This is a genomic window from Pseudomonas sp. MWU16-30322 (assembly GCF_020515535.1).
GTDB classification, from domain to species: domain Bacteria; phylum Pseudomonadota; class Gammaproteobacteria; order Pseudomonadales; family Pseudomonadaceae; genus Aquipseudomonas; species Aquipseudomonas fluorescens_H.
This window is the reverse complement of record NZ_JAIWYL010000012.1, coordinates 1-18,102: the sequence shown is the minus strand read 5'-3', so window position 1 is coordinate 18,102 and position 18,102 is coordinate 1. Positions and strand designations below refer to the sequence as shown.

At 60.6% G+C, this 18,102-nt stretch carries 12 protein-coding genes and 1 pseudogene; 7 read left to right on the top strand and 6 right to left on the bottom strand.

Going from position 1 to position 18,102, the window contains the following annotated elements; all coding sequences use genetic code 11:
* Positions 1-57 precede the first annotated feature (57 nt).
* A complete protein-coding gene (locus LCH64_RS23095; protein ID WP_226501345.1) occupies positions 58-2,139 on the top strand; it encodes an EAL domain-containing protein in 2,082 nt (693 codons plus the stop codon).
* A 244-nt stretch (positions 2,140-2,383) separates the two neighbouring features.
* On the top strand, positions 2,384-3,130 hold the full coding sequence (locus tag LCH64_RS23090) for an SDR family oxidoreductase (RefSeq protein ID WP_003224509.1): 747 nt from the start codon (positions 2,384-2,386) through the stop codon (positions 3,128-3,130).
* A gap of 134 nt (positions 3,131-3,264) precedes the next feature.
* On the opposite strand, the gene mapR is transcribed toward LCH64_RS23090, so the two are convergent.
* From mapR to LCH64_RS23075, 3 genes are all read right to left on the bottom strand, one after another.
* Positions 3,265-4,674 (bottom strand): GntR family transcriptional regulator MpaR, encoded by a 1,410-nt coding sequence (gene mapR, locus LCH64_RS23085; RefSeq protein WP_008087199.1) that lies wholly within the window; start codon positions 4,672-4,674, stop codon positions 3,265-3,267.
* Between the two features lie 168 nt (positions 4,675-4,842).
* Complete coding sequence (gene ccoG, locus LCH64_RS23080; RefSeq protein ID WP_103484500.1) at positions 4,843-6,273, bottom strand: cytochrome c oxidase accessory protein CcoG; 1,431 nt, start codon at positions 6,271-6,273, stop codon at positions 4,843-4,845.
* A gap of 195 nt (positions 6,274-6,468) precedes the next feature.
* On the bottom strand, positions 6,469-6,717 hold the full coding sequence (locus LCH64_RS23075) for a DUF3203 family protein (protein ID WP_226501344.1): 249 nt from the start codon (positions 6,715-6,717) through the stop codon (positions 6,469-6,471).
* A 122-nt stretch (positions 6,718-6,839) separates the two neighbouring features.
* Between LCH64_RS23075 and LCH64_RS23070 the strand changes: the two genes are divergently transcribed.
* Positions 6,840-7,352, top strand: a complete 513-nt coding sequence (locus tag LCH64_RS23070) for an MgtC/SapB family protein (protein WP_226501343.1) — start codon at positions 6,840-6,842, stop codon at positions 7,350-7,352.
* A 41-nt stretch (positions 7,353-7,393) separates the two neighbouring features.
* On the opposite strand, the gene LCH64_RS23065 is transcribed toward LCH64_RS23070, so the two are convergent.
* A complete protein-coding gene (locus LCH64_RS23065; RefSeq protein WP_003224520.1) occupies positions 7,394-7,552 on the bottom strand; it encodes a hypothetical protein in 159 nt (52 codons plus the stop codon).
* Between the two features lie 217 nt (positions 7,553-7,769).
* On the opposite strand from LCH64_RS23065, the gene LCH64_RS23060 reads away from it, so the two are divergent.
* The 4 genes from LCH64_RS23060 to LCH64_RS23045 all read left to right on the top strand — a co-directional run bounded on the left by LCH64_RS23060 (position 7,770) and on the right by LCH64_RS23045 (position 16,124).
* Positions 7,770-9,767, top strand: a complete 1,998-nt coding sequence (locus LCH64_RS23060) for an alpha-1,4-glucan--maltose-1-phosphate maltosyltransferase (RefSeq protein ID WP_226501342.1) — start codon at positions 7,770-7,772, stop codon at positions 9,765-9,767.
* 183 nt (positions 9,768-9,950) lie between these two features.
* Entirely contained in the window at positions 9,951-13,292 is a 3,342-nt protein-coding gene (treS, locus tag LCH64_RS23055; protein WP_226501341.1) for a maltose alpha-D-glucosyltransferase, read from the top strand.
* A gap of 2 nt (positions 13,293-13,294) precedes the next feature.
* Positions 13,295-15,526 carry a 1,4-alpha-glucan branching protein GlgB gene (gene glgB, locus LCH64_RS23050; RefSeq protein WP_226501340.1) on the top strand — a complete coding sequence of 744 codons (2,232 nt, stop codon included), beginning with the start codon at positions 13,295-13,297 and terminating at the stop codon, positions 15,524-15,526.
* Positions 15,527-15,749: 223 nt separating this feature from the next.
* Positions 15,750-16,124: a hypothetical protein gene (locus LCH64_RS23045; protein WP_226501339.1), complete on the top strand. Its 375-nt coding sequence runs from the start codon at positions 15,750-15,752 to the stop codon at positions 16,122-16,124.
* 63 nt (positions 16,125-16,187) lie between these two features.
* On the opposite strand, the pseudogene LCH64_RS23040 reads toward LCH64_RS23045, so the two are convergent.
* Positions 16,188-16,406: pseudogene (locus LCH64_RS23040) on the bottom strand (hypothetical protein); the annotation flags it as partial.
* Between the two features lie 194 nt (positions 16,407-16,600).
* Positions 16,601-17,383 carry an endonuclease/exonuclease/phosphatase family protein gene (locus LCH64_RS23035; protein ID WP_003224531.1) on the bottom strand — a complete coding sequence of 261 codons (783 nt, stop codon included), beginning with the start codon at positions 17,381-17,383 and terminating at the stop codon, positions 16,601-16,603.
* Positions 17,384-18,102: the final 719 nt, after the last annotated feature.

The following is an 18,102-nucleotide window of genomic DNA, read 5'->3' as shown; positions in this document are numbered from 1 at the left end:
CGCATTTGCCCGGCCGAGAATGGATGCAGTACGGCGCGGGTGGTTGCGAGAATCCCCATGCTCATCGGTAATTATTCCTTCACTCTGGTTTTCATTTCGTTGTGTGTGGCGATTCTCGCGTCCTACACCGCGCTCGACCTGACCGGGCGCATCGCCAGCGCCCGTGGGCGCGCAGTGCATCTCTGGACGGCGGGCGGTGCGCTGGCGATGGGGGTTGGCGTGTGGTCGATGCATTTTATCGGCATGCTGGCTTTCAAGCTGCCGATCGATCTGGGCTACGACATGGCGATTACCGCGCTATCGCTATTGATCGCGGTACTGTCCTGCGGGTTTGCCCTGTGGCTGGTCAGTCAGCCGAAACTGCCTGTGTTGCAACTGGCCTTTGGCGCCTTGGTCATGGGCGCCGGCATCAGTGCGATGCATTACACCGGCATGGCCGCGCTGCGCATGACCCCGGGGATCGATTACGACCCGACGCTGTTCGGCGCGTCATTGCTGATCGCGGTGGGTGCTTCGGCAGCGGCGTTGTGGATCGCCTTCCGCTTGCGCCAGCAGTCGCCGTATGTGCGCCTGATCCGCGGCGGCGCGGCGGTGATCATGGGCATTGCCATTGTCGGCATGCACTACACCGGGATGGCCGCCGCGCAGTTTCCCGCTGGCAGTTTCTGCGGTGCGACGCTTGACGGGCTCAAGGGCAATGGCCTCGACAATCTGGTGCTGATCACCACCCTGGCGGTGCTGTCGATCGCCTTGCTCACTTCGATTCTCGATGCTCGCCTCGAGGCGCGGACCGCCGATCTGGCGCATTCGCTGACCCTGGCCAACCGTGAACTGACGCAACTGGCGTTGCATGACACCCTGACCGGCCTGCCGAACCGCATGTTGCTGGACGACCGGATCAATCAAGCGATGAAAAAGGTTGAGGAACAGGGCGGCTGTTTTGCGCTGATGTTCATCGATCTGGACGGTTTCAAACCGGTCAACGATGCCTTTGGCCACCACATGGGTGACCAGTTGCTGCGCGAAGTCGGGGTGCGCCTGCGTGAAGACTTGCGCAGCCAGGACACGCTGGCGCGGATCGGCGGCGACGAATTCGTGCTGCTGGTGCGCCTGACCGAACCCGACGATGCCCTGAGCCTCGCCGCGCGCCAGGTCGGGTTGATTGCCCAGGCGTTCCGCGTGGCCGAGCACGACTTGCAGATATCCGCCAGCGTCGGCATCGCCTTGTACCCGGGCAATGGCCAGAGCGCTCAGGAACTGCTGATGAACGCCGACGCGGCGATGTATCACGCCAAGGGCGGCGGCAAAAACGGCTACAGCTTCTTTGATGCCTCGATGAATAACAACGCGCGCAAGCAACTGCAACTGTTGCAGGATCTGCGCGCAGCGCTGGAGCACGGTCAGTTCAGCCTGTATTTCCAACCCAAATTCGACGCCGCCAGCGGTCGTCCGGTCGGCGCCGAAGCGCTGCTGCGCTGGCAACATCCGACCCAGGGCATGTTGCTGCCGGACAAGTTCATCGATCTGGCGGAGAAAACCGGTCTGATCATCGCCATCGGCGAATGGGTGCTCAACGAAGCTTGCCGGCAGATGCGCGAATGGTACGTGCTCGGTTACACCGACTGGCGAATCGCGGTGAACCTCTCGGCGTTGCAGTTCTGCCACGCGGGGCTGGTGCAGAGCGTGGCCAAGGCGCTGGCGACGCATCATCTGCCGGCCAACAGCCTGACTCTGGAAATCACCGAAACCACGGCCATGAGCGATGCCGATGCGAGCATGACGGTGTTGCAAGAGTTGTCGGACATGGGCGTCGACTTGTCGATCGACGACTTCGGCACCGGCTACTCGAGCCTGATGTACCTCAAGCGTTTGCCGGCCAATGAGCTGAAGATCGACCGCGGATTTGTCCGTGATCTGGAACACGACAGCGACGACGCGGCCATCGTCTCGGCCATCGTGGCGCTCGGACAGGCATTGGGTCTGCGGATCGTCGCCGAGGGTGTGGAGACCGGAATGCAGCAGGACTTCCTCACGCAGTTGGGGTGTGATTCGTTGCAGGGTTATTTGTTGGGGCATCCGATGCCGGCGGATGTGTTCCTGCAGAACATTGCCCGTGGAGAGGCTGTGGCGGCTGTCTGACTGCAGCCTGTGGCGAGGGAGCTTGCTCCCGCTGGGGCGCGAAGCGGCCCGCGCTTTTACTCGGTTGTACCGTGTTGGCCGGATTCGCGTCTGCTTCGCAGCCGAGCGGGAGCAAGCTCCCTCGCCACAAAAAACATCTCAGTCCCGTACATGGTTTTGTCTTTGACAGAGCCCATGCAAAACCGCCCAATGGCGGTTATTCTTCCACCCGACTGTTACGTGTGCATTGGGGGGAAGGGCCAGCATGGATAAAGTCATTGTGATCACCGGTGGCGGGCGCGGAATTGGCGCCGCTACGGCGTTGTTGGCTGCCGAGCAGGGCTATCGGATCTGCATCAACTATCAGTCGGATGAACAGGCCGCGCAAAGCGTGCTGGAGCAAGTGCGGGCGCTGGGGGCCCAAGCCATTGCGGTGCGCGCCGATGTCAGTATCGAAGACGAAGTGATCGCGCTGTTTCAGCGGGTCGACACCGAACTGGGTCGGGTCACCGCGCTGGTGAACAACGCCGGCACCGTCGGGCACAAATCGCGGGTCGATGAAATGTCCGAGTTCCGCATTCTCAAAATCATGAAAACCAACGTGCTGGCACCGATCCTCTGCGCCAAACACGCGATCCTGCGCATGTCGCCCAAACATGGAGGGCAGGGCGGCAGCATCGTCAACGTCTCGTCGGTCGCGGCACGCCTGGGTTCGCCCAACGAGTATGTCGACTACGCCGCGTCCAAAGGTGCGCTCGACACCTTCACCATCGGTCTGTCCAAGGAAGTGGCGGGCGAGGGGATTCGCGTCAACGCGGTGCGTCCGGGTTATATCTATACCGATTTCCACGCGTTGAGCGGTGATCCGGACCGGGTCAGCAAGCTTGAGTCGGCGATCCCGATGGCCCGGGGCGGGCGGCCGGATGAGGTGGCGGAGGCGATTGTCTGGTTGCTGTCGGACAAGGCTTCCTATGCCACCGGGACGTTTGTTGATTTGGGGGGCGGGCGTTAAGTCCAGAGAGTTTCGCTGTCAGGTCGGCCCTCTTCGCGAGCAGGCTCGCTCCCACCCTGGATTTGTGCAGGACACAGAACCAATGTGGGAGCGAGCCTGCTCGCGAAGGCAATAGCCCAGACAACACAGGGCTGTCAGAACGACCGCACAATCCGCCCCAACGTCTCCATCGCTTTCTCCGAGTCCTCGGTCCACGGGCTGCCGTAATTCAACCGGATACAGTTCCGAAAGCGCTGGGTCGGCGAGAAGATCGGCCCCGGCGCGATGCTGATGCCCTGCGCCAATGCCATCTGAAACAATTTCAATGAATCCATCTGCGGTGGCAGTTCCAGCCACAGGAAATAGCCGCCCGCTGGCTGGCTGACGCGGGTCTGCGCCGGGAAGTAGCGGGCAATCGCCGCGAGCATCGCGCTTTGCTGTTCTTCCAGGGCGTAGCGCAGTTTGCGCAGGTGGCGGTCGTAGCCGCCGTGTTGCAGGTAGTCGGCGATGGCCGCTTGTGCCGGCATCGAGGCGCACAGCGAGGTCATCAGTTTCAGCCGTTCGATTTTCTGCGCGTAGCGCCCGGCAGCGACCCAGCCGATGCGGTAGCCGGGGGCCAGGCTCTTGGCGAACGAACCGCAGTGCATCACCAGTCCTTCCGTGTCGAAGGCCTTGGCCGGTTTCGGTGCTTGCTGGCCGTAATAGAGTTCGGCGTAGACATCGTCCTCGATCAGCGGCACCTGATGCCGGCGCAGCAGTTCCACCAGTTCCTGTTTCTTCGCCTCAGGCATGGTCGCGCCCATCGGGTTCTGGAAACTGGTCATGCACCAGCAGGCCTTGATCGGATGCCGTTCAAGCGTTTGCGCCAGTACACCGAGGTCAATGCCGTCACGCGGGTGCACGGGGATTTCCACGGCTTTGAGTTTCAAGCGCTCCAGCACTTGCAGGCTGGCATAGAACGCCGGGGCTTCGATGGCCACCAGATCGCCCGGCTCGGTGACCGCTTGCAGGCACAGGTTCAGCGCTTCGAGGGCGCCGTTGGTGATCAGCAGTTCTTCCATGGGCAACATCAGCCCGCCGACCATGTAGCGCAGGGCGATCTGCCGGCGCAGTTGCGGATTGCCCGGCGACATGTCGGTGACCACCATGCGCGGGTCCATCTCCCGCGCCGCGCTGGCCAGCGAGCGCGACAGGCGTTGCAGCGGGAACAGTGTCGGGCTGGGGAACGCCGAGCCGAAGGGCACGGTGCTCGGATCCTTGATCGATTCCAGTACCGAGAACACCAGTTCGCTGACGTCGACTTCGGTGGAGTCGTTGACGTGGCTGCTGATCACCGGCTCCGAGAACGGACTGGGTGCGTGGGTGTTGACGAAATAGCCGGAGCGCGGCCGGGCGCGGATCAGACCTCGACGTTCCAGCAGGTAATAGGCCTGGAACACCGTGGACGGGCTGACCCCGTAGGTCTGGCTGGCGTAGCGCACCGATGGCACCCGTTGCCCGGGGCCGAGGACGCCGGAGCGGATCAGTTCAGCGATGTCGTCGGCGAATTTTTCGTAGCGTTTCATCGGTATCCCGCGATGGACTGAATTCGGATTGCTTTTTGTGGCGAGGGAGCTTGCTCCCGCTGGGCTGCGTAGCGGCCCCAAAAGCTTGTGAGTGCTACGCACTCAAGCGGGAGCAAGCTCCCTCGCCACAGGTATCGCAGTGTCAAAAGAGGACAGCATCTTAAAGGCTCAGCGATTCATCGGCGCCACAAACCTGCTTTTCGCCACGCTATAAATCTCGGGCTCGTCGCTGTCGGCAATCTTGAAGCTCAAGGTTTGCGAGCTGCTGGCCGGGCGCTCCGTGGTCATCGCCACCGACACCGGCACATCGACAATCTCACCCGGCGCCAGGCTCAGTTCGGTCTTGCCCTGCAACTGGAAGCCGTCGCCATCCACCAGGCTCAGGTTGTAGTCCTGACGCTGCTGGGTCTTGTTGATGACCTTGAGGGTGTAGATGTTCTCGATCTGGCCCTGACCGTTCTCGCGGAACAGCCCGCGATCCTTGGTCACATCCAGCGAGACCATCGGCCGTTCGACCAAGGCCAGCGCCAGAGCGCCGATCATCACCAGCAGCACCGCGACGTAGCCGATCAGCCGTGGCCGCAGCAGATGGGTCTTGCCGCCCTGCAATTCGCGCTCGGAACTGTAGCGGATCAAACCGCGCGGGTAGTTCATTTTGTCCATGATTGAATCACAGGCGTCGATGCACGCCGCGCAGCCGATGCATTCCATCTGCAAGCCATCGCGGATGTCGATGCCGGTCGGGCACACCTGCACGCACAACTGGCAGTCGATGCAATCGCCGAGGCCGGCCTCGGCGGGCTTCACATCGCGTTTGCGCGGGCCACGGTTTTCGCCACGGGCGACGTCGTAGGAAATCGCCAAAGTGTCTTTGTCGAACATCACGCTCTGGAACCGCGCATACGGGCACATGTGCATGCACACCGCTTCGCGCAGCCAACCGGCGTTGATGTAAGTGGCGGCGGTGAAGAACAGCACCCAGAACAGGCTGACCCCGCCGATTTGCAGGGTGAACAGCTCTTCAGCCAGCGGACGAATCGGCGTGAAGTAGCCGACGAAGGTCAGCCCGGTCAGCACGCTGATCGCCAGCCACAGGGTGTGCTTGGCCGCGCGCCGCGCCAGTTTGTTCAGGCTCCAGGGCGCCGCTTGCAGTTTGATCCGCTGGTTGCGCTCGCCTTCGGTGACTTTCTCGCACCACATGAATATCCATGTCCAGGAACTCTGTGGGCAGGTGTAGCCGCACCAGACCCGGCCGGCGAACACGGTGATGGCGAACAGGCCGAACGCGGCAATGATCAGCAGCGCCGAGAGCAGGATGAAATCCTGCGGCCAGAAGGTCGCGCCGAAGATGTGAAATTTGCTTTCGGCCAAGTCCCACAGTACGGCCTGACGACCGCCCCAGTTCAGCCACACGGTGCCGAAGAACAGCAAAAACAGAAATCCCGCGCCGCTCATGCGCAAGGTGCGGAACAGGCCGGTGAAACTGCGGGTGTGGATGTGATTGTCGGTGGAACCGGCCTTCGCCTTCATCGGGCGACCAGGCACATTTTTTATGGTGGGGCTTGCTTCTACGGTTCGGACGGGGATTTGTTCGCTCATGGTCGTTCGCTCATCAGCCTCCATCAGGCGGATGAACTATGAGCGCCGAACTGTTTGCATAACAGGCTCAGCTATTTGAATAAAAAGCGTATCAGATGGCTTCTGATCCGCGCCCTGCGACAAGTTGAAGCAGCACGCAGACGCAGGCGCAAACGCCTATCGCAGGCGTCTGCGCCGGGTGTTGATCCGGGTCAGTCAAATCACCGAATCACTCTCGTCGGCCTTCAGATGCTTGCGACCATCCTTTGCGCCGGCGACGGTCAAGGCATCAGCTTCCGCTTCGGTGATGTAAACGCGCCGACTTTCAATTTCCACAAACGACATGGCCTTTTCACTATCTGTTTTGACTTCCAGCGTGTCGCAAATGCGAATTTCCTCGCCATTTTCGATGGTGAAAAAACACACTTTTGCTTCGGGATTGGATTCATCGATTCGAACGGGCATGGGGCTGTCCTTTTTTCTCGGGTGTCTGAGAGGTTAGGGCGCGCGCTTTGCCGATCGTTCTGCGCAACTGATTAATGGTCGCTGCTGTCCATCCACTGACGACATATAAAAAGGACGGAGCGATGAACGCTTGGTGGGATGAAGTGTGGGAAACGCTGCAAGCAGAATTCGCTGACGTCGGCGATGCCTCGCAACTGACACGCATCACCGTGCGCCTGTTGATGGCAGCGGTGCTGGGCGGGATTCTCGGTTTTGAACGTGAGCACAAGGGCAAGGCCGCCGGGGTGCGCACGCACATGCTGGTGGCGCTCGGCGCGGCGTTGTTTGTGCTGGTGCCGCAGACTTCCGGGGCTGAATCCGATGCGATGAGTCGGGTGTTGCAGGGAGTGATCGCCGGGATCGGCTTCTTGGGTGCCGGGACGATTCTGAAAAATCAGGAAGGCGATGAAGGCCATGTCAGAGGGCTGACCACGGCGGCCGGGTTGTGGATGACAGCGGCGATCGGGGTGGCGGCCGGCCTGGGCAGGGAGGCGACTGCGTTGCTCAGCACGTTGTTGGCGTTGGGGGTTTTCAGCGTGATGCCGCGAGTGGTCAGGTTGTTCGAGAAGGATGACGAGAAAAACCAACACCTGTAACCGATCGTTCCCATGATGGATGGGAACGATCGATCGGTTCCTTAGACGATCACCGGCGGCATCGTCGTCGGCGGCTCTTCCTTCGGCGGTGGCGTGGTGCCCGGTGGTTCCTGCTCAGGGATCGGCTGCGGCTCGGTCTCGGGCAGCGTGGGTTTGTCGATGTTCGGATCAGGCGTTTCGGCCGGGATCGGGATGTTCATCTGTAGACCTCCGTGTGGCACATGGCGTGAGAAGTGCTTAAGTGGATTGACCACCGTGTGATGAATTCGATCCGCTTTTTTGTCCAGGCAAATCCCTGTGAACTTTTCCCCGCGCCGGTCGCTCGGAACCTAAGTCAGTTCAAGTCGGGGCCGGTGCCTCGTTGTGACCACCGATCCGGCACAAGAGCGTCCTTGGGGCGTTAAGGAGAGATGCTCGATGTCTGCTGAAAAACCTTCAGAGCAGAGCTACAACCCGCATATGCCGCTGTCGCAGGCGTTGCTGCTGCCGCGCATCGTGATCGAAAACACCATGCCGACTCTTGATGGCGGCCAGTTTGCGGTCAAGTCGATTGCCGGTCGCGACGTCGTCGTCACCAGCAAAGTGTTTGCCGACGGCCACGACAAGCTCGCGGTGCGCATCCGCTGGCACGAGGAGGGCGCGGAGGCCTGGCAGAGCGAGGTCATGAATGACCTCGGCAACAACAGTTGGGAAGGGCGCTTTCGCCCTGAGCATCAAGGACGCTTTGTGTTTTGCGTCGAGGCCTGGATCGATCACTTCGCCAGTTTCCAGTACGAACTGGAGAAAAAGCACAACGCTGCCGTCCCGGTTTCATTGGAGCTGCAGGAAGGCCGCAGCATGGTGCAGCAGGCTGCCGAGCGCAGCGAAGGTCAGCTCAGCGAACAACTCGCCGCGTTGCATCATGAATTGTCCGGCCTGCTCGAAACCGAGCAGGTGGCGCTGTTTCTGCACCCGCGCAGTGCGCAATTGATGGCCCAGGCCGATCACCGCGCCTATCTGAGCCTGAGCGCCGAATTCCCGATGGACGTCGAACGGGAACTGGCCGAGTTTGCCAGTTGGTACGAGCTGTTTCCGCGCTCGATCACCGACGATCCCACCCGTCACGGCACCTTCAACGACGTGCACGCGCGTCTGCCGATGATTCAGGACATGGGCTTTGATGTGCTGTATTTCACGCCCATTCACCCGATTGGCCGCGCCCACCGTAAGGGCCGCAACAATTCACTGACCGCTGGCCCCGATGATCCGGGCAGTCCGTACGCGATCGGCAGCGAGGAGGGTGGTCATGAGGCGATTCACTCGCAGCTCGGTACCCGCGAAGACTTCCGCCGGTTGGTCGCTGCTGCCGCTGAGCATGGTCTGGAAATCGCCCTCGATTTCGCCATTCAGTGTTCCCAGGATCACCCGTGGCTCAAGCAGCATCCGGGCTGGTTCAACTGGCGCCCGGACGGCACGATCAAATATGCGGAAAACCCGCCGAAGAAATATCAGGACATCGTCAATGTCGACTTCTATGCGCCGGAGGCGATTCCCAGTCTGTGGGTCGAGCTGCGCGATATCGTCATTGGCTGGGTCAACGAGGGTGTGAAGATCTTTCGCGTCGACAATCCGCACACCAAGCCGCTGCCGTTCTGGCAATGGCTGATCGCCGATGTGCGGGCGCTGCACCCGGAGGTGATCTTCCTCGCCGAGGCATTCACCACACCAGCGATGATGGCGCGCCTGGGCAAGGTCGGTTACAGCCAGAGCTACACCTATTTCACCTGGCGCAACAGCAAGTCCGAGCTGGCGAGCTACTTCACCGAACTCAACGAGTCGCCGTGGCGCGAATGCTACCGGCCGAACTTTTTCGTCAATACCCCGGACATCAACCCGGCGTTCCTGCATGAGTCGGGGCGGCCGGGGTTTCTCATCCGCGCGGCGCTGGCGACCATGGGCTCGGGCCTGTGGGGCATGTATTCCGGTTATGAGCTGTGCGAAGCGGCGCCGGTACCGGGCAAAGAGGAATACCTCGATTCGGAGAAGTACGAGATCCGCGTCCGCGACTTCAATGCGCCGGGCAACATCATTGCCGAAATTGCCCAGCTCAACCGAATCCGCCGGCAGAACCCGGCGCTGCACACGCATCTGGGGCTGAAGGTCTACAACGCGTGGAACGACAACATTCTGTACTTCGGCAAGCGCAGCTTTGACGGCAGCAACTTCATTCTGGTGGCGGTGAGCCTCGATCCGCACAACGTGCAGGAAGCCAGTTTCGAACTGCCGCTGTGGGAGATGGGCCTGCCCGATGACGCGACGACCCACGGTGAGGACTTGATGAACGGGCATCGCTGGGACTGGCATGGCAAGTACCAGTTCATGCGGATAGACCCGGCGTATCAGCCGTTCGGGATTTGGCGGATTACTGCCGCCTAAGGTCGTGCACAGAACCTTGTGGCGAGGGAGCTTGCTCCCGCTCGGCTGCGCAGCAGTCGTAACCCAAGTGAACGCGGTGCATCAGAACAAATGCAATGGGGCTGCTTCGCAACCCAGCGGGAGCAAGCTCCCTCGCCACAGGTATTAGCCGCGTGGCTTTCCAGAATTCAGCAGGAGTTTCACATGGCGAAGAAACCCAAGGCAGCCACCTTTATCAAAGACCCGCTCTGGTACAAGGATGCGGTGATTTATCAGGTTCACGTCAAATCGTTTTTCGACTCCAACAACGATGGGATCGGCGACTTTCCCGGCCTGATCGCCAAACTCGATTACATCGCCGATCTCGGCGTCAACACTATCTGGCTCTTGCCGTTCTATCCCTCGCCCCGTCGCGACGACGGTTACGACATTGCCGAATACCGCGGCGTGCACAGCGACTACGGAACCATGGCCGACGCCAAGCGCTTCATCGCCGAGGCGCACAAACGTGGTTTGCGGGTGATCACCGAGCTGGTCATCAACCACACCTCGGATCAGCACCCGTGGTTCCAGCGGGCGCGCAAGGCCAAGCCCGGTTCGGCGGCGCGAGATTTCTATGTGTGGTCGGATGACGACCAGAAATACGACGGCACCCGGATCATCTTCCTCGACACCGAGAAGTCCAACTGGACCTGGGATCCGGTCGCCGGTCAGTACTTCTGGCACCGTTTCTATTCGCACCAGCCCGACCTGAATTTCGACAACCCGCAAGTGATGAAAGCCGTGCTGTCGGTGATGTGCTACTGGCTGGACATGGGCATCGACGGCCTGCGCCTTGACGCCATCCCGTACCTGATCGAACGCGACGGCACCAACAACGAGAACCTGCCGGAGACCCACGACGTCCTCAAGCAGATCCGTGCCGAGATCGACGCGAATTACCCCGACCGCATGCTGCTGGCCGAGGCCAACCAATGGCCGGAAGACACCCAGCTGTACTTCGGTGACACCGATGCCGAGGGCGTCAACGGCGATGAATGCCACATGGCGTTTCACTTCCCGCTGATGCCGCGCATGTACATGGCGCTGGCCCAGGAAGATCGCTTCCCGATCACCGACATTCTGCGGCAAACCCCCGAAATTCCGGCCAATTGCCAATGGGCAATCTTCCTGCGCAACCACGATGAATTGACGCTGGAGATGGTCACCGACAAGGAGCGCGACTACCTGTGGAATTACTACGCCGCTGACCGTCGCGCGCGGATCAACCTCGGTATTCGCCGGCGTCTGGCGCCGTTGATGGAGCGTGACCGCCGCCGCGTGGAATTGCTCAATAGCCTGCTGTTATCGATGCCGGGCACGCCGACCCTGTATTACGGCGATGAAATCGGCATGGGCGACAACATCTACCTCGGCGACCGCGACGGCGTGCGCACGCCGATGCAATGGTCGATCGACCGCAACGGCGGTTTCTCCCGCGCCGATCCGGCCAGTCTGGTGTTGCCGCCGATCATGGACCCGCAATACGGTTATCTGTCGGTCAACGTCGAGACCCAGGCTGGCGACCCGCATTCGCTGCTCAACTGGACCCGGCGCATGCTCGCCGTGCGCAAGCAGTCCAAGGCCTTCGGGCGCGGCACGCTGAAAATGCTTTCGCCGAGCAACCGACGGATTCTGGCCTACACCCGCGAATTCACCGACGCTGACGGCAAGCACGAAATCATCCTTTGCGTGGCCAACGTCTCGCGCAGCGCGCAGGCGGCGGAACTCGATCTGTCGGCCTACGTCGGCATGGTCCCGGTGGAGATGCTCGGCGGTAACGCGTTCCCGCCGATCGGCCAGTTGAATTTCCTCCTGACCCTGGCGCCTTACGGTTTCTACTGGTTCGCCCTGGCTGCGGAAAACCAGATGCCGAGCTGGCACGTAGAACCGGCGCAGAGCCTGCCGGACTTCACCACGCTGGTGCTGAAAAAACGCATGGAAGAATTGCTCGAAGCGCCGACCCGCAACACGCTGGAGCAGGGCATTCTGCCGAGCTGGCTGCAGAACCGCCGCTGGTTTGCTGGCAAGGACGCGGCCATCGAGCAGGTCAATCTGGCCTACGGCGTGCGCTTCGGCGATGCGCAGCACCCGGTGCTGCTCAGCGAGATCGAAGTCACCAGCGCCGGGCAGACCAGCCGCTATCAACTGCCGTTCGGTTTCATCGCCGAAGATCAGGTCGGGCCGGCGTTGCCGCAGCAACTGGCGTTGTCACGCGTGCGTCGTGGGCGACAGGTCGGTCTGATTACCGATGCCTTCAGCCTGGAAACGTTTGTTCACGCGGTGTTGCAAGGCATGCAGAGCGCCACTGTGCTCCACTCCGAACAGGGCGAGATTCGTTTTGCGCCGACCGCGAAGCTGGAAAAACTCGGCCTCGGTGCCGAGTCGGAAGTGCGCTATCTGTCGGCCGAGCAGTCGAACAGTTCGGTGGTGATCGGCAACAGCCTGGTGCTGAAGCTGATCCGCAAGGTCGCCTCAGGTGTGCACCCGGAACTGGAAATGAGTGCGTACCTGACCGAGGCCGGTTTCGAGAACATCTCGCCGCTGCTCGGCTCGGTGATCCGTCGCGATGGCGCTGGCGAAGATAATCTGCTGATGATCGCCCAAGGCTATCTGAGCAATCAGGGCGATGCCTGGGAATGGACGCAGAACAACCTCGAACGGGCGCTGCGTGATGAGCTGGCCGACTCGATGTCCGAGCAGGAGCAGCACTACAACGCCCTCGGCGAACTGAAGGACTTTGCCGGCATGCTCGGCCAGCGTCTGGGTGAAATGCACCAGGTGCTGGCGGCGCCAACCGACAACCCCGACTTCGCCCCGCAAACCACCAGTGCCAAGGATGCTCAAGCCGCCGGCAAGGATGTTGCGGCGCAGGTCGAGCATGCCTTGAAGCTGCTCAAGCAACATCAAAGTCATCTGAGTGCGGCGGATCAGAAAATGGTCGCGCGGCTGCTGGACAACAAGAAGGTCATCCTCGGCCATGTGCAGGAACTCGCGCAAAAAGCCGTGGGCGGCTTGCGTATCCGTGTCCACGGCGACTTGCATTTGGGTCAGGTGCTGGTGATCAAGGGCGATGCCTACCTGATCGACTTCGAGGGTGAACCGGCGCGGCCGCTGCACGAACGGCGCGGCAAACACAGTCCTTACAAAGACGTCAGCGGCGTGCTGCGTTCCTTCGATTACGCAGCGGCGATGACCATCAACGTGCACAACGTCGATCACAGTCCAGAGTCCGAAGCGGCCCGCCATCGGGTTGCCGAGCGCTATCTGCGTGAGGCGCGCGAGGCATTTGTTCAGGCATATCGCCAAGCGGCAGCTAGTCTTGATCATGCCTGGCAGGATCCTGCAGGTGCCGACGCTGCGCTTGCGCTGTTCGGCCTGGAGAAGGCGGCCTATGAAGTGGCCTATGAAGCCGAAAATCGCCCCACGTGGCTGCCCGTGCCGTTGCACGGTTTGTATGGGTTATTGACAGGGCTTAAACCCTTTTCCGATCTTGGTGGAGAGTAGTCATGAGTTTCTCGAACAAGGAACAGGGTCACGCTAAAGAAGCGTTATTGCCAGCGGCACAGGACATCGACGCGCTGGTGCGCGCCGAACATCACGACCCGTTTTCCATTCTCGGTCCGCACGGCGATGGAGCCGGCGGACAATTCATCCGCGCTTATCTGCCGGGTGCATTGAAAGTAGAAGTGCTGGACAAGGACAGCGGCGAAGAGCGCGGTGAACTGACCGCCACCGAAACCCCGGGGCTGTTTGTCGGCCACTTCGCGCAGGCGCGGCCGTATCTGCTGCGCACCCGCTGGGCCGGCGGCGAACAGGTGGCGGAAGATCCCTACAGCTTCGGTCAGTTGCTCGGCGAAATGGATTTGTATCTGTTCGCCGAAGGCAATCACCGTGATCTGAGCAGCTGCCTCGGCGCGCAATTGACTACGGTCGATGGCGTCGACGGCGTGCGTTTTGCCGTGTGGGCGCCGAATGCCCGGCGGGTGTCGGTGGTCGGTGACTTCAACGTGTGGGACGGTCGCCGCCATCCGATGCGCCTGCGCCATCCATCCGGGGTCTGGGAGTTGTTCATTCCGCGCCTGCAGGCGGGCGAGTTGTACAAGTACGAGATCCTTGGCGCCCACGGCATCCTGCCGTTGAAGGCCGACCCGATGGCCCTGGCCACCAGCCTGCCGCCGGACACCGCCTCGAAAGTCGCCGCACCGTTGCAGATCAATTGGCAGGATCAGGACTGGATGAACGGCCGCCGCGAGCGGCAGAAGCATTCCGCGCCGCTGTCGATCTACGAATTGCATGCCGGATCGTGGCAATGCGAGCTGGACGATCTGGGCGAAGTCGCCCGCCAGTACACTTGGCCGGAACTGGCCGAGCGGCTGATTCCTTACGTCAAGGAACTGGGTTTCACCCACATTGAACTGATGCCGATCATGGAGCACCCGTTTGGCGGCTCATGGGGTTATCAGTTGCTCTCGCAATTCGCCCCGAGTGCCCGATACGGCACGCCGGAGCAATTCGGTGAGTTCGTCGACGCCTGTCACCGCGCCGATATCGGCGTGATTCTTGACTGGGTGCCGGCGCATTTTCCTACCGATACCCATGGCCTGGCGCAGTTCGACGGCACGGCGTTGTATGAATACGGCAACCCGCTGGAGGGCTTCCATCAGGACTGGGACACGCTGATCTACAACCTGGGGCGCACCGAAGTGCACGGCTACATGCTGGCGTCGGCGCTGCACTGGTTGAAGCATTTCCACATCGATGGCCTGCGCGTCGATGCGGTGGCCTCGATGCTCTATCGCGACTATTCGCGCAAGGCCGGCGAATGGGTGCCGAACCGCCACGGCGGGCGCGAGAATCTGGAAGCCATCGATTTCCTCCGCCACTTGAATGACGTGGTCGAGCTGGAAGCCCCGGGGGCGCTGGTGATCGCCGAGGAGTCCACCGCATGGCCGGGCGTCAGTCAGAGCACGCAGCAGGGTGGTCTCGGTTTCGCCTATAAATGGAACATGGGCTGGATGCACGATTCGCTGCACTACATCCAGCAGGACCCGGTGTACCGCGCGCACCATCACAACGAATTGAGTTTCGGCCTGGTTTACGCCTGGTCCGAGCGTTTCATCCTGCCGATTTCCCACGACGAAGTGGTGCACGGCAAACATTCGCTGATCGACAAGATGCCCGGCGACCGTTGGCAGAAATTTGCCAACCTGCGCGCCTACCTGAGCTTCATGTGGACCCATCCGGGCAAGAAACTGTTGTTCATGGGCTGCGAATTCGGCCAGTGGCGTGAGTGGAATCACGATCAGCAACTGGACTGGTACCTGCTGCAATACTCGGAACACAAAGGCGTACAGAAACTGGTCGGCGACCTCAATCGCCTGTACCGCGAGGAACCGGCGCTGCACGATCAGGACGATGCGCCGCAGGGTTTCCAGTGGCTGATCGGCGATGACGCGATCAACAGCGTGTACGCGTGGCTGCGCTGGAGCAAGGACGGCAAACCGGTGCTGGTGGTGGCCAACTTCACCCCGGTGCCGCGTCAGTCGTACCGCGTGGGCGTGCCGTTCGCCGGACGCTGGAACGAACTGCTCAACAGCGATGCTGACACCTACGCCGGGTCCAACTATGGCAATGGTGGCGGGGCGTTTACCGAAGAGGTGGCGAGCCATGGCCAGTCGCTGTCGCTGGAGTTGAACCTGCCGCCGCTGGCGGTGCTGATTCTCAAGCCGGAGGGCTGATCCGGCACTGCGGTGCTGCAATTCGCGAGCAGGCTCGCTCCCACATTGAAATGAATGTGGAAGCGAGCCTGCTCGCGATTAAAGGTCTTAAAATTGATCATGTCTACTGTCAGAAGTGACAGTAGACGCTGGGGCTGTAGATAGTTTTCACTACATTGGCGACTCAGGTGGAGCTACGCCTTCCCATCTACCGCATCCTTTTCCAACTGATCGATAGAGGGACATGAACATGTCAGCAAATACAGAACAATGGAGCGAGAGTGTTTTGTTGTACGCGGCTCCTGTGATTAAAGAAGCGGTCGGGAATGTCGTGACAATAACGCCAGCCATGACCCATCTGACACAGGTGGCCAGACCCTATGAGGGCATTGAAGTCGGTCAGGTTGTGGTTTTTTACGTCCGGAATTACGGCGGCAGCTCTGGCTCCAGCGGTGACATCACAATCGTGGATATCAACAGCGACATTCAATGGTCTATGCCAAAAACCATGTTCCGAAACTCGCGTGCTATCGACATCTTTTTCAAGGTCCGCAAGGATGGTCAACCCGTAGGGGACTCATCAGAAGACCAATACCTTATCGAGCACGAGAGCAAGTAACAGTAATGCATCGCTCGTTCCCGGCAGTGCCGGGAACGAGGTTGCCGGGTGTATTACCAACTCGTTGATCAGACCGGTCTCGTTGGCGGGCAGGGTCAGGCTGTTGTTGCCCGCGAGATCGGTCAGCGAACCGCTGGTGCCACTGTCTCAGGTGAAGGCGTCGTTGCCGGGACCCGGAACCAGTGAGCAAGCGGCGGAGGCGGGTGAACTGGCGAGCAATAGCGAGGCAGGCAAGAACAGCGTCTGCGGCAATGCCCGCAGGTATCTGGAGTAGCGCGTCATGGCGATTCCCTACAGCCAAATTCGGGGAAATCATCCTTGAACGAGCACAGGATCAGCCTCACGTTGCTACTGAGGCACCACATGAGATCCATGCTCTAACGAATTGAATGCGCTACTCCTTGAGCTGTTTTAGGTGTAGATGGATTTGATCTGCCTTCAAGTGCGTCTGACTAACGGTCATGTCAGAACCGCAACTAAAGATGCACTTCCACCGCCAGCGGCAAATGGTCCGACAGGTGCGTCCACGGTTTGTTGCCAAGGATTTGTGGGTCGTGGCTGCTGGCGTTGCGCAGGTAGATGCGGTCCAGGCGCAGCAGCGGAAAACGGGCCGGATAGGTCTTGGCGGGACGGCCGTGGTGGCGTTCGAACGCTTCGTGCAGGTAATCGCGGCGGGCCAGGGCTACGTTGCCCTGCAACTGCCAGTCGTTGAAGTCGCCGGCGATGATCACCGGCGCATCGTCGGGCAATGATTCGAGCAACTGGCAAAGCAGCTGCAACTGCAATTGGCGATGACTTTCCAGCAGACTCAGGTGCACGCAGATCGCGTGGACTTCGGCGTGGCCCGGTACGTCCAGCACACAGTGCAGCAAACCGCGGCGTTCGGGGCCGGTGATCGACACGTCGAGATTGCGGTATTCACGGATCGGGTACTTCGACAGCAGGGCATTGCCGTGGTGGCCATCGGGATAAACCGCGTTGCGCCCGTAGGCGAAATCGCTCCACATGCTGTCGGCGAGAAATTCGTATTGCGAGGTTTGCGGCCATTCGTTGTAGCGATTGGAATGTCGCTCGTGTTCGCCCACGACTTCCTGGAGAAACACCAGATCGGCCGAGGTGCTGCGCACCGCCTCGCGCAGCTCCGGCAGGATGAAGCGCCGATTGAGGGCGGTGAAGCCCTTGTGGGTATTGACCGTCAGCACGCGCAGGCGATGGATGACGGGGGCGTCGACGGCGTGACGCTTGGGATCGCTGGACACGTTCACTCCTCTGAAAAAACGGCTTCCTTCTCATGCGACTGATGCAGTGGGGTGGCAGTTCCTTCCAGATGCCTCAAGCCTGGACACAAATCTTGGAGCCGCCAGGAAACCTGTGGGAGTGGGTGTTGCCATGAGCCATTGGCTCTGCGTTGGTCATGGGTTATGTGCCCTGACAAAAATCCCCTGTGGGAGCGGGCTTGCTCGCGAAGGCGTTCGACCAGACAACAGCAAACCAACCGAGCAAACCTCGGACATAAACGTAACCCCACAAGGACGTTTAAAGTACACGAACCGTTACGCCATAACGGCTACAACGCCTTGCGCCGTTACCTACGCGTACGCCAGAATCCGCCGACTTACGAGACCATACCATGCGCTATATCGTTACTCTGCCACTGCCCATCGGTGGTCGGGTTTAGTAGCCCGTATGGTTTTAGTAAGTGCATGAGTCCCATTGAGCCAGGCGTATCTATGCCTGTACTTCGATGGTGGTTGTGCGCAGGGCGCTCTTGAGCGCGCCGGTCTTGCTAATTCCTCCGGTCTACTAACCTGTGCACAGCCGCCACCCTTCTTTTAGTAGAGAACGGTCGCGGCCCTTGATCAGGAATTAGATATTTATGTTCAAAGCCACACCCAACCCTCCGGACGTCGACCCGATCCCATACGACCCGGCCCTCGATCCACAGAAGATAAAAGCGGCGACCGACCGCGCCATCAAT

Bases quoted from the DNA above. Each gene is read 5' to 3' on its own strand.
- LCH64_RS23065 (WP_003224520.1), bottom strand. From the start codon at position 7,552: ATGAACATCCCGATCCCGGCCGAAACGCCTGATCCGAACATCGACAAA.
- glgB (WP_226501340.1), top strand. From the start codon at position 13,295: ATGAGTTTCTCGAACAAGGAACAGGGTCACGCTAAAGAAGCGTTATTG.
- treS (WP_226501341.1), top strand. From the start codon at position 9,951: ATGGCGAAGAAACCCAAGGCAGCCACCTTTATCAAAGACCCGCTCTGG.
- mapR (WP_008087199.1), bottom strand. From the start codon at position 4,674: ATGAAACGCTACGAAAAATTCGCCGACGACATCGCTGAACTGATCCGC.
- LCH64_RS23075 (WP_226501344.1), bottom strand. From the start codon at position 6,717: ATGCCCGTTCGAATCGATGAATCCAATCCCGAAGCAAAAGTGTGTTTT.
- LCH64_RS23070 (WP_226501343.1), top strand. From the start codon at position 6,840: ATGAACGCTTGGTGGGATGAAGTGTGGGAAACGCTGCAAGCAGAATTC.
- LCH64_RS23095 (WP_226501345.1), top strand. From the start codon at position 58: ATGCTCATCGGTAATTATTCCTTCACTCTGGTTTTCATTTCGTTGTGT.
- LCH64_RS23090 (WP_003224509.1), top strand. From the start codon at position 2,384: ATGGATAAAGTCATTGTGATCACCGGTGGCGGGCGCGGAATTGGCGCC.
- LCH64_RS23060 (WP_226501342.1), top strand. From the start codon at position 7,770: ATGTCTGCTGAAAAACCTTCAGAGCAGAGCTACAACCCGCATATGCCG.
- LCH64_RS23045 (WP_226501339.1), top strand. From the start codon at position 15,750: ATGAACATGTCAGCAAATACAGAACAATGGAGCGAGAGTGTTTTGTTG.
- ccoG (WP_103484500.1), bottom strand. From the start codon at position 6,273: ATGAGCGAACAAATCCCCGTCCGAACCGTAGAAGCAAGCCCCACCATA.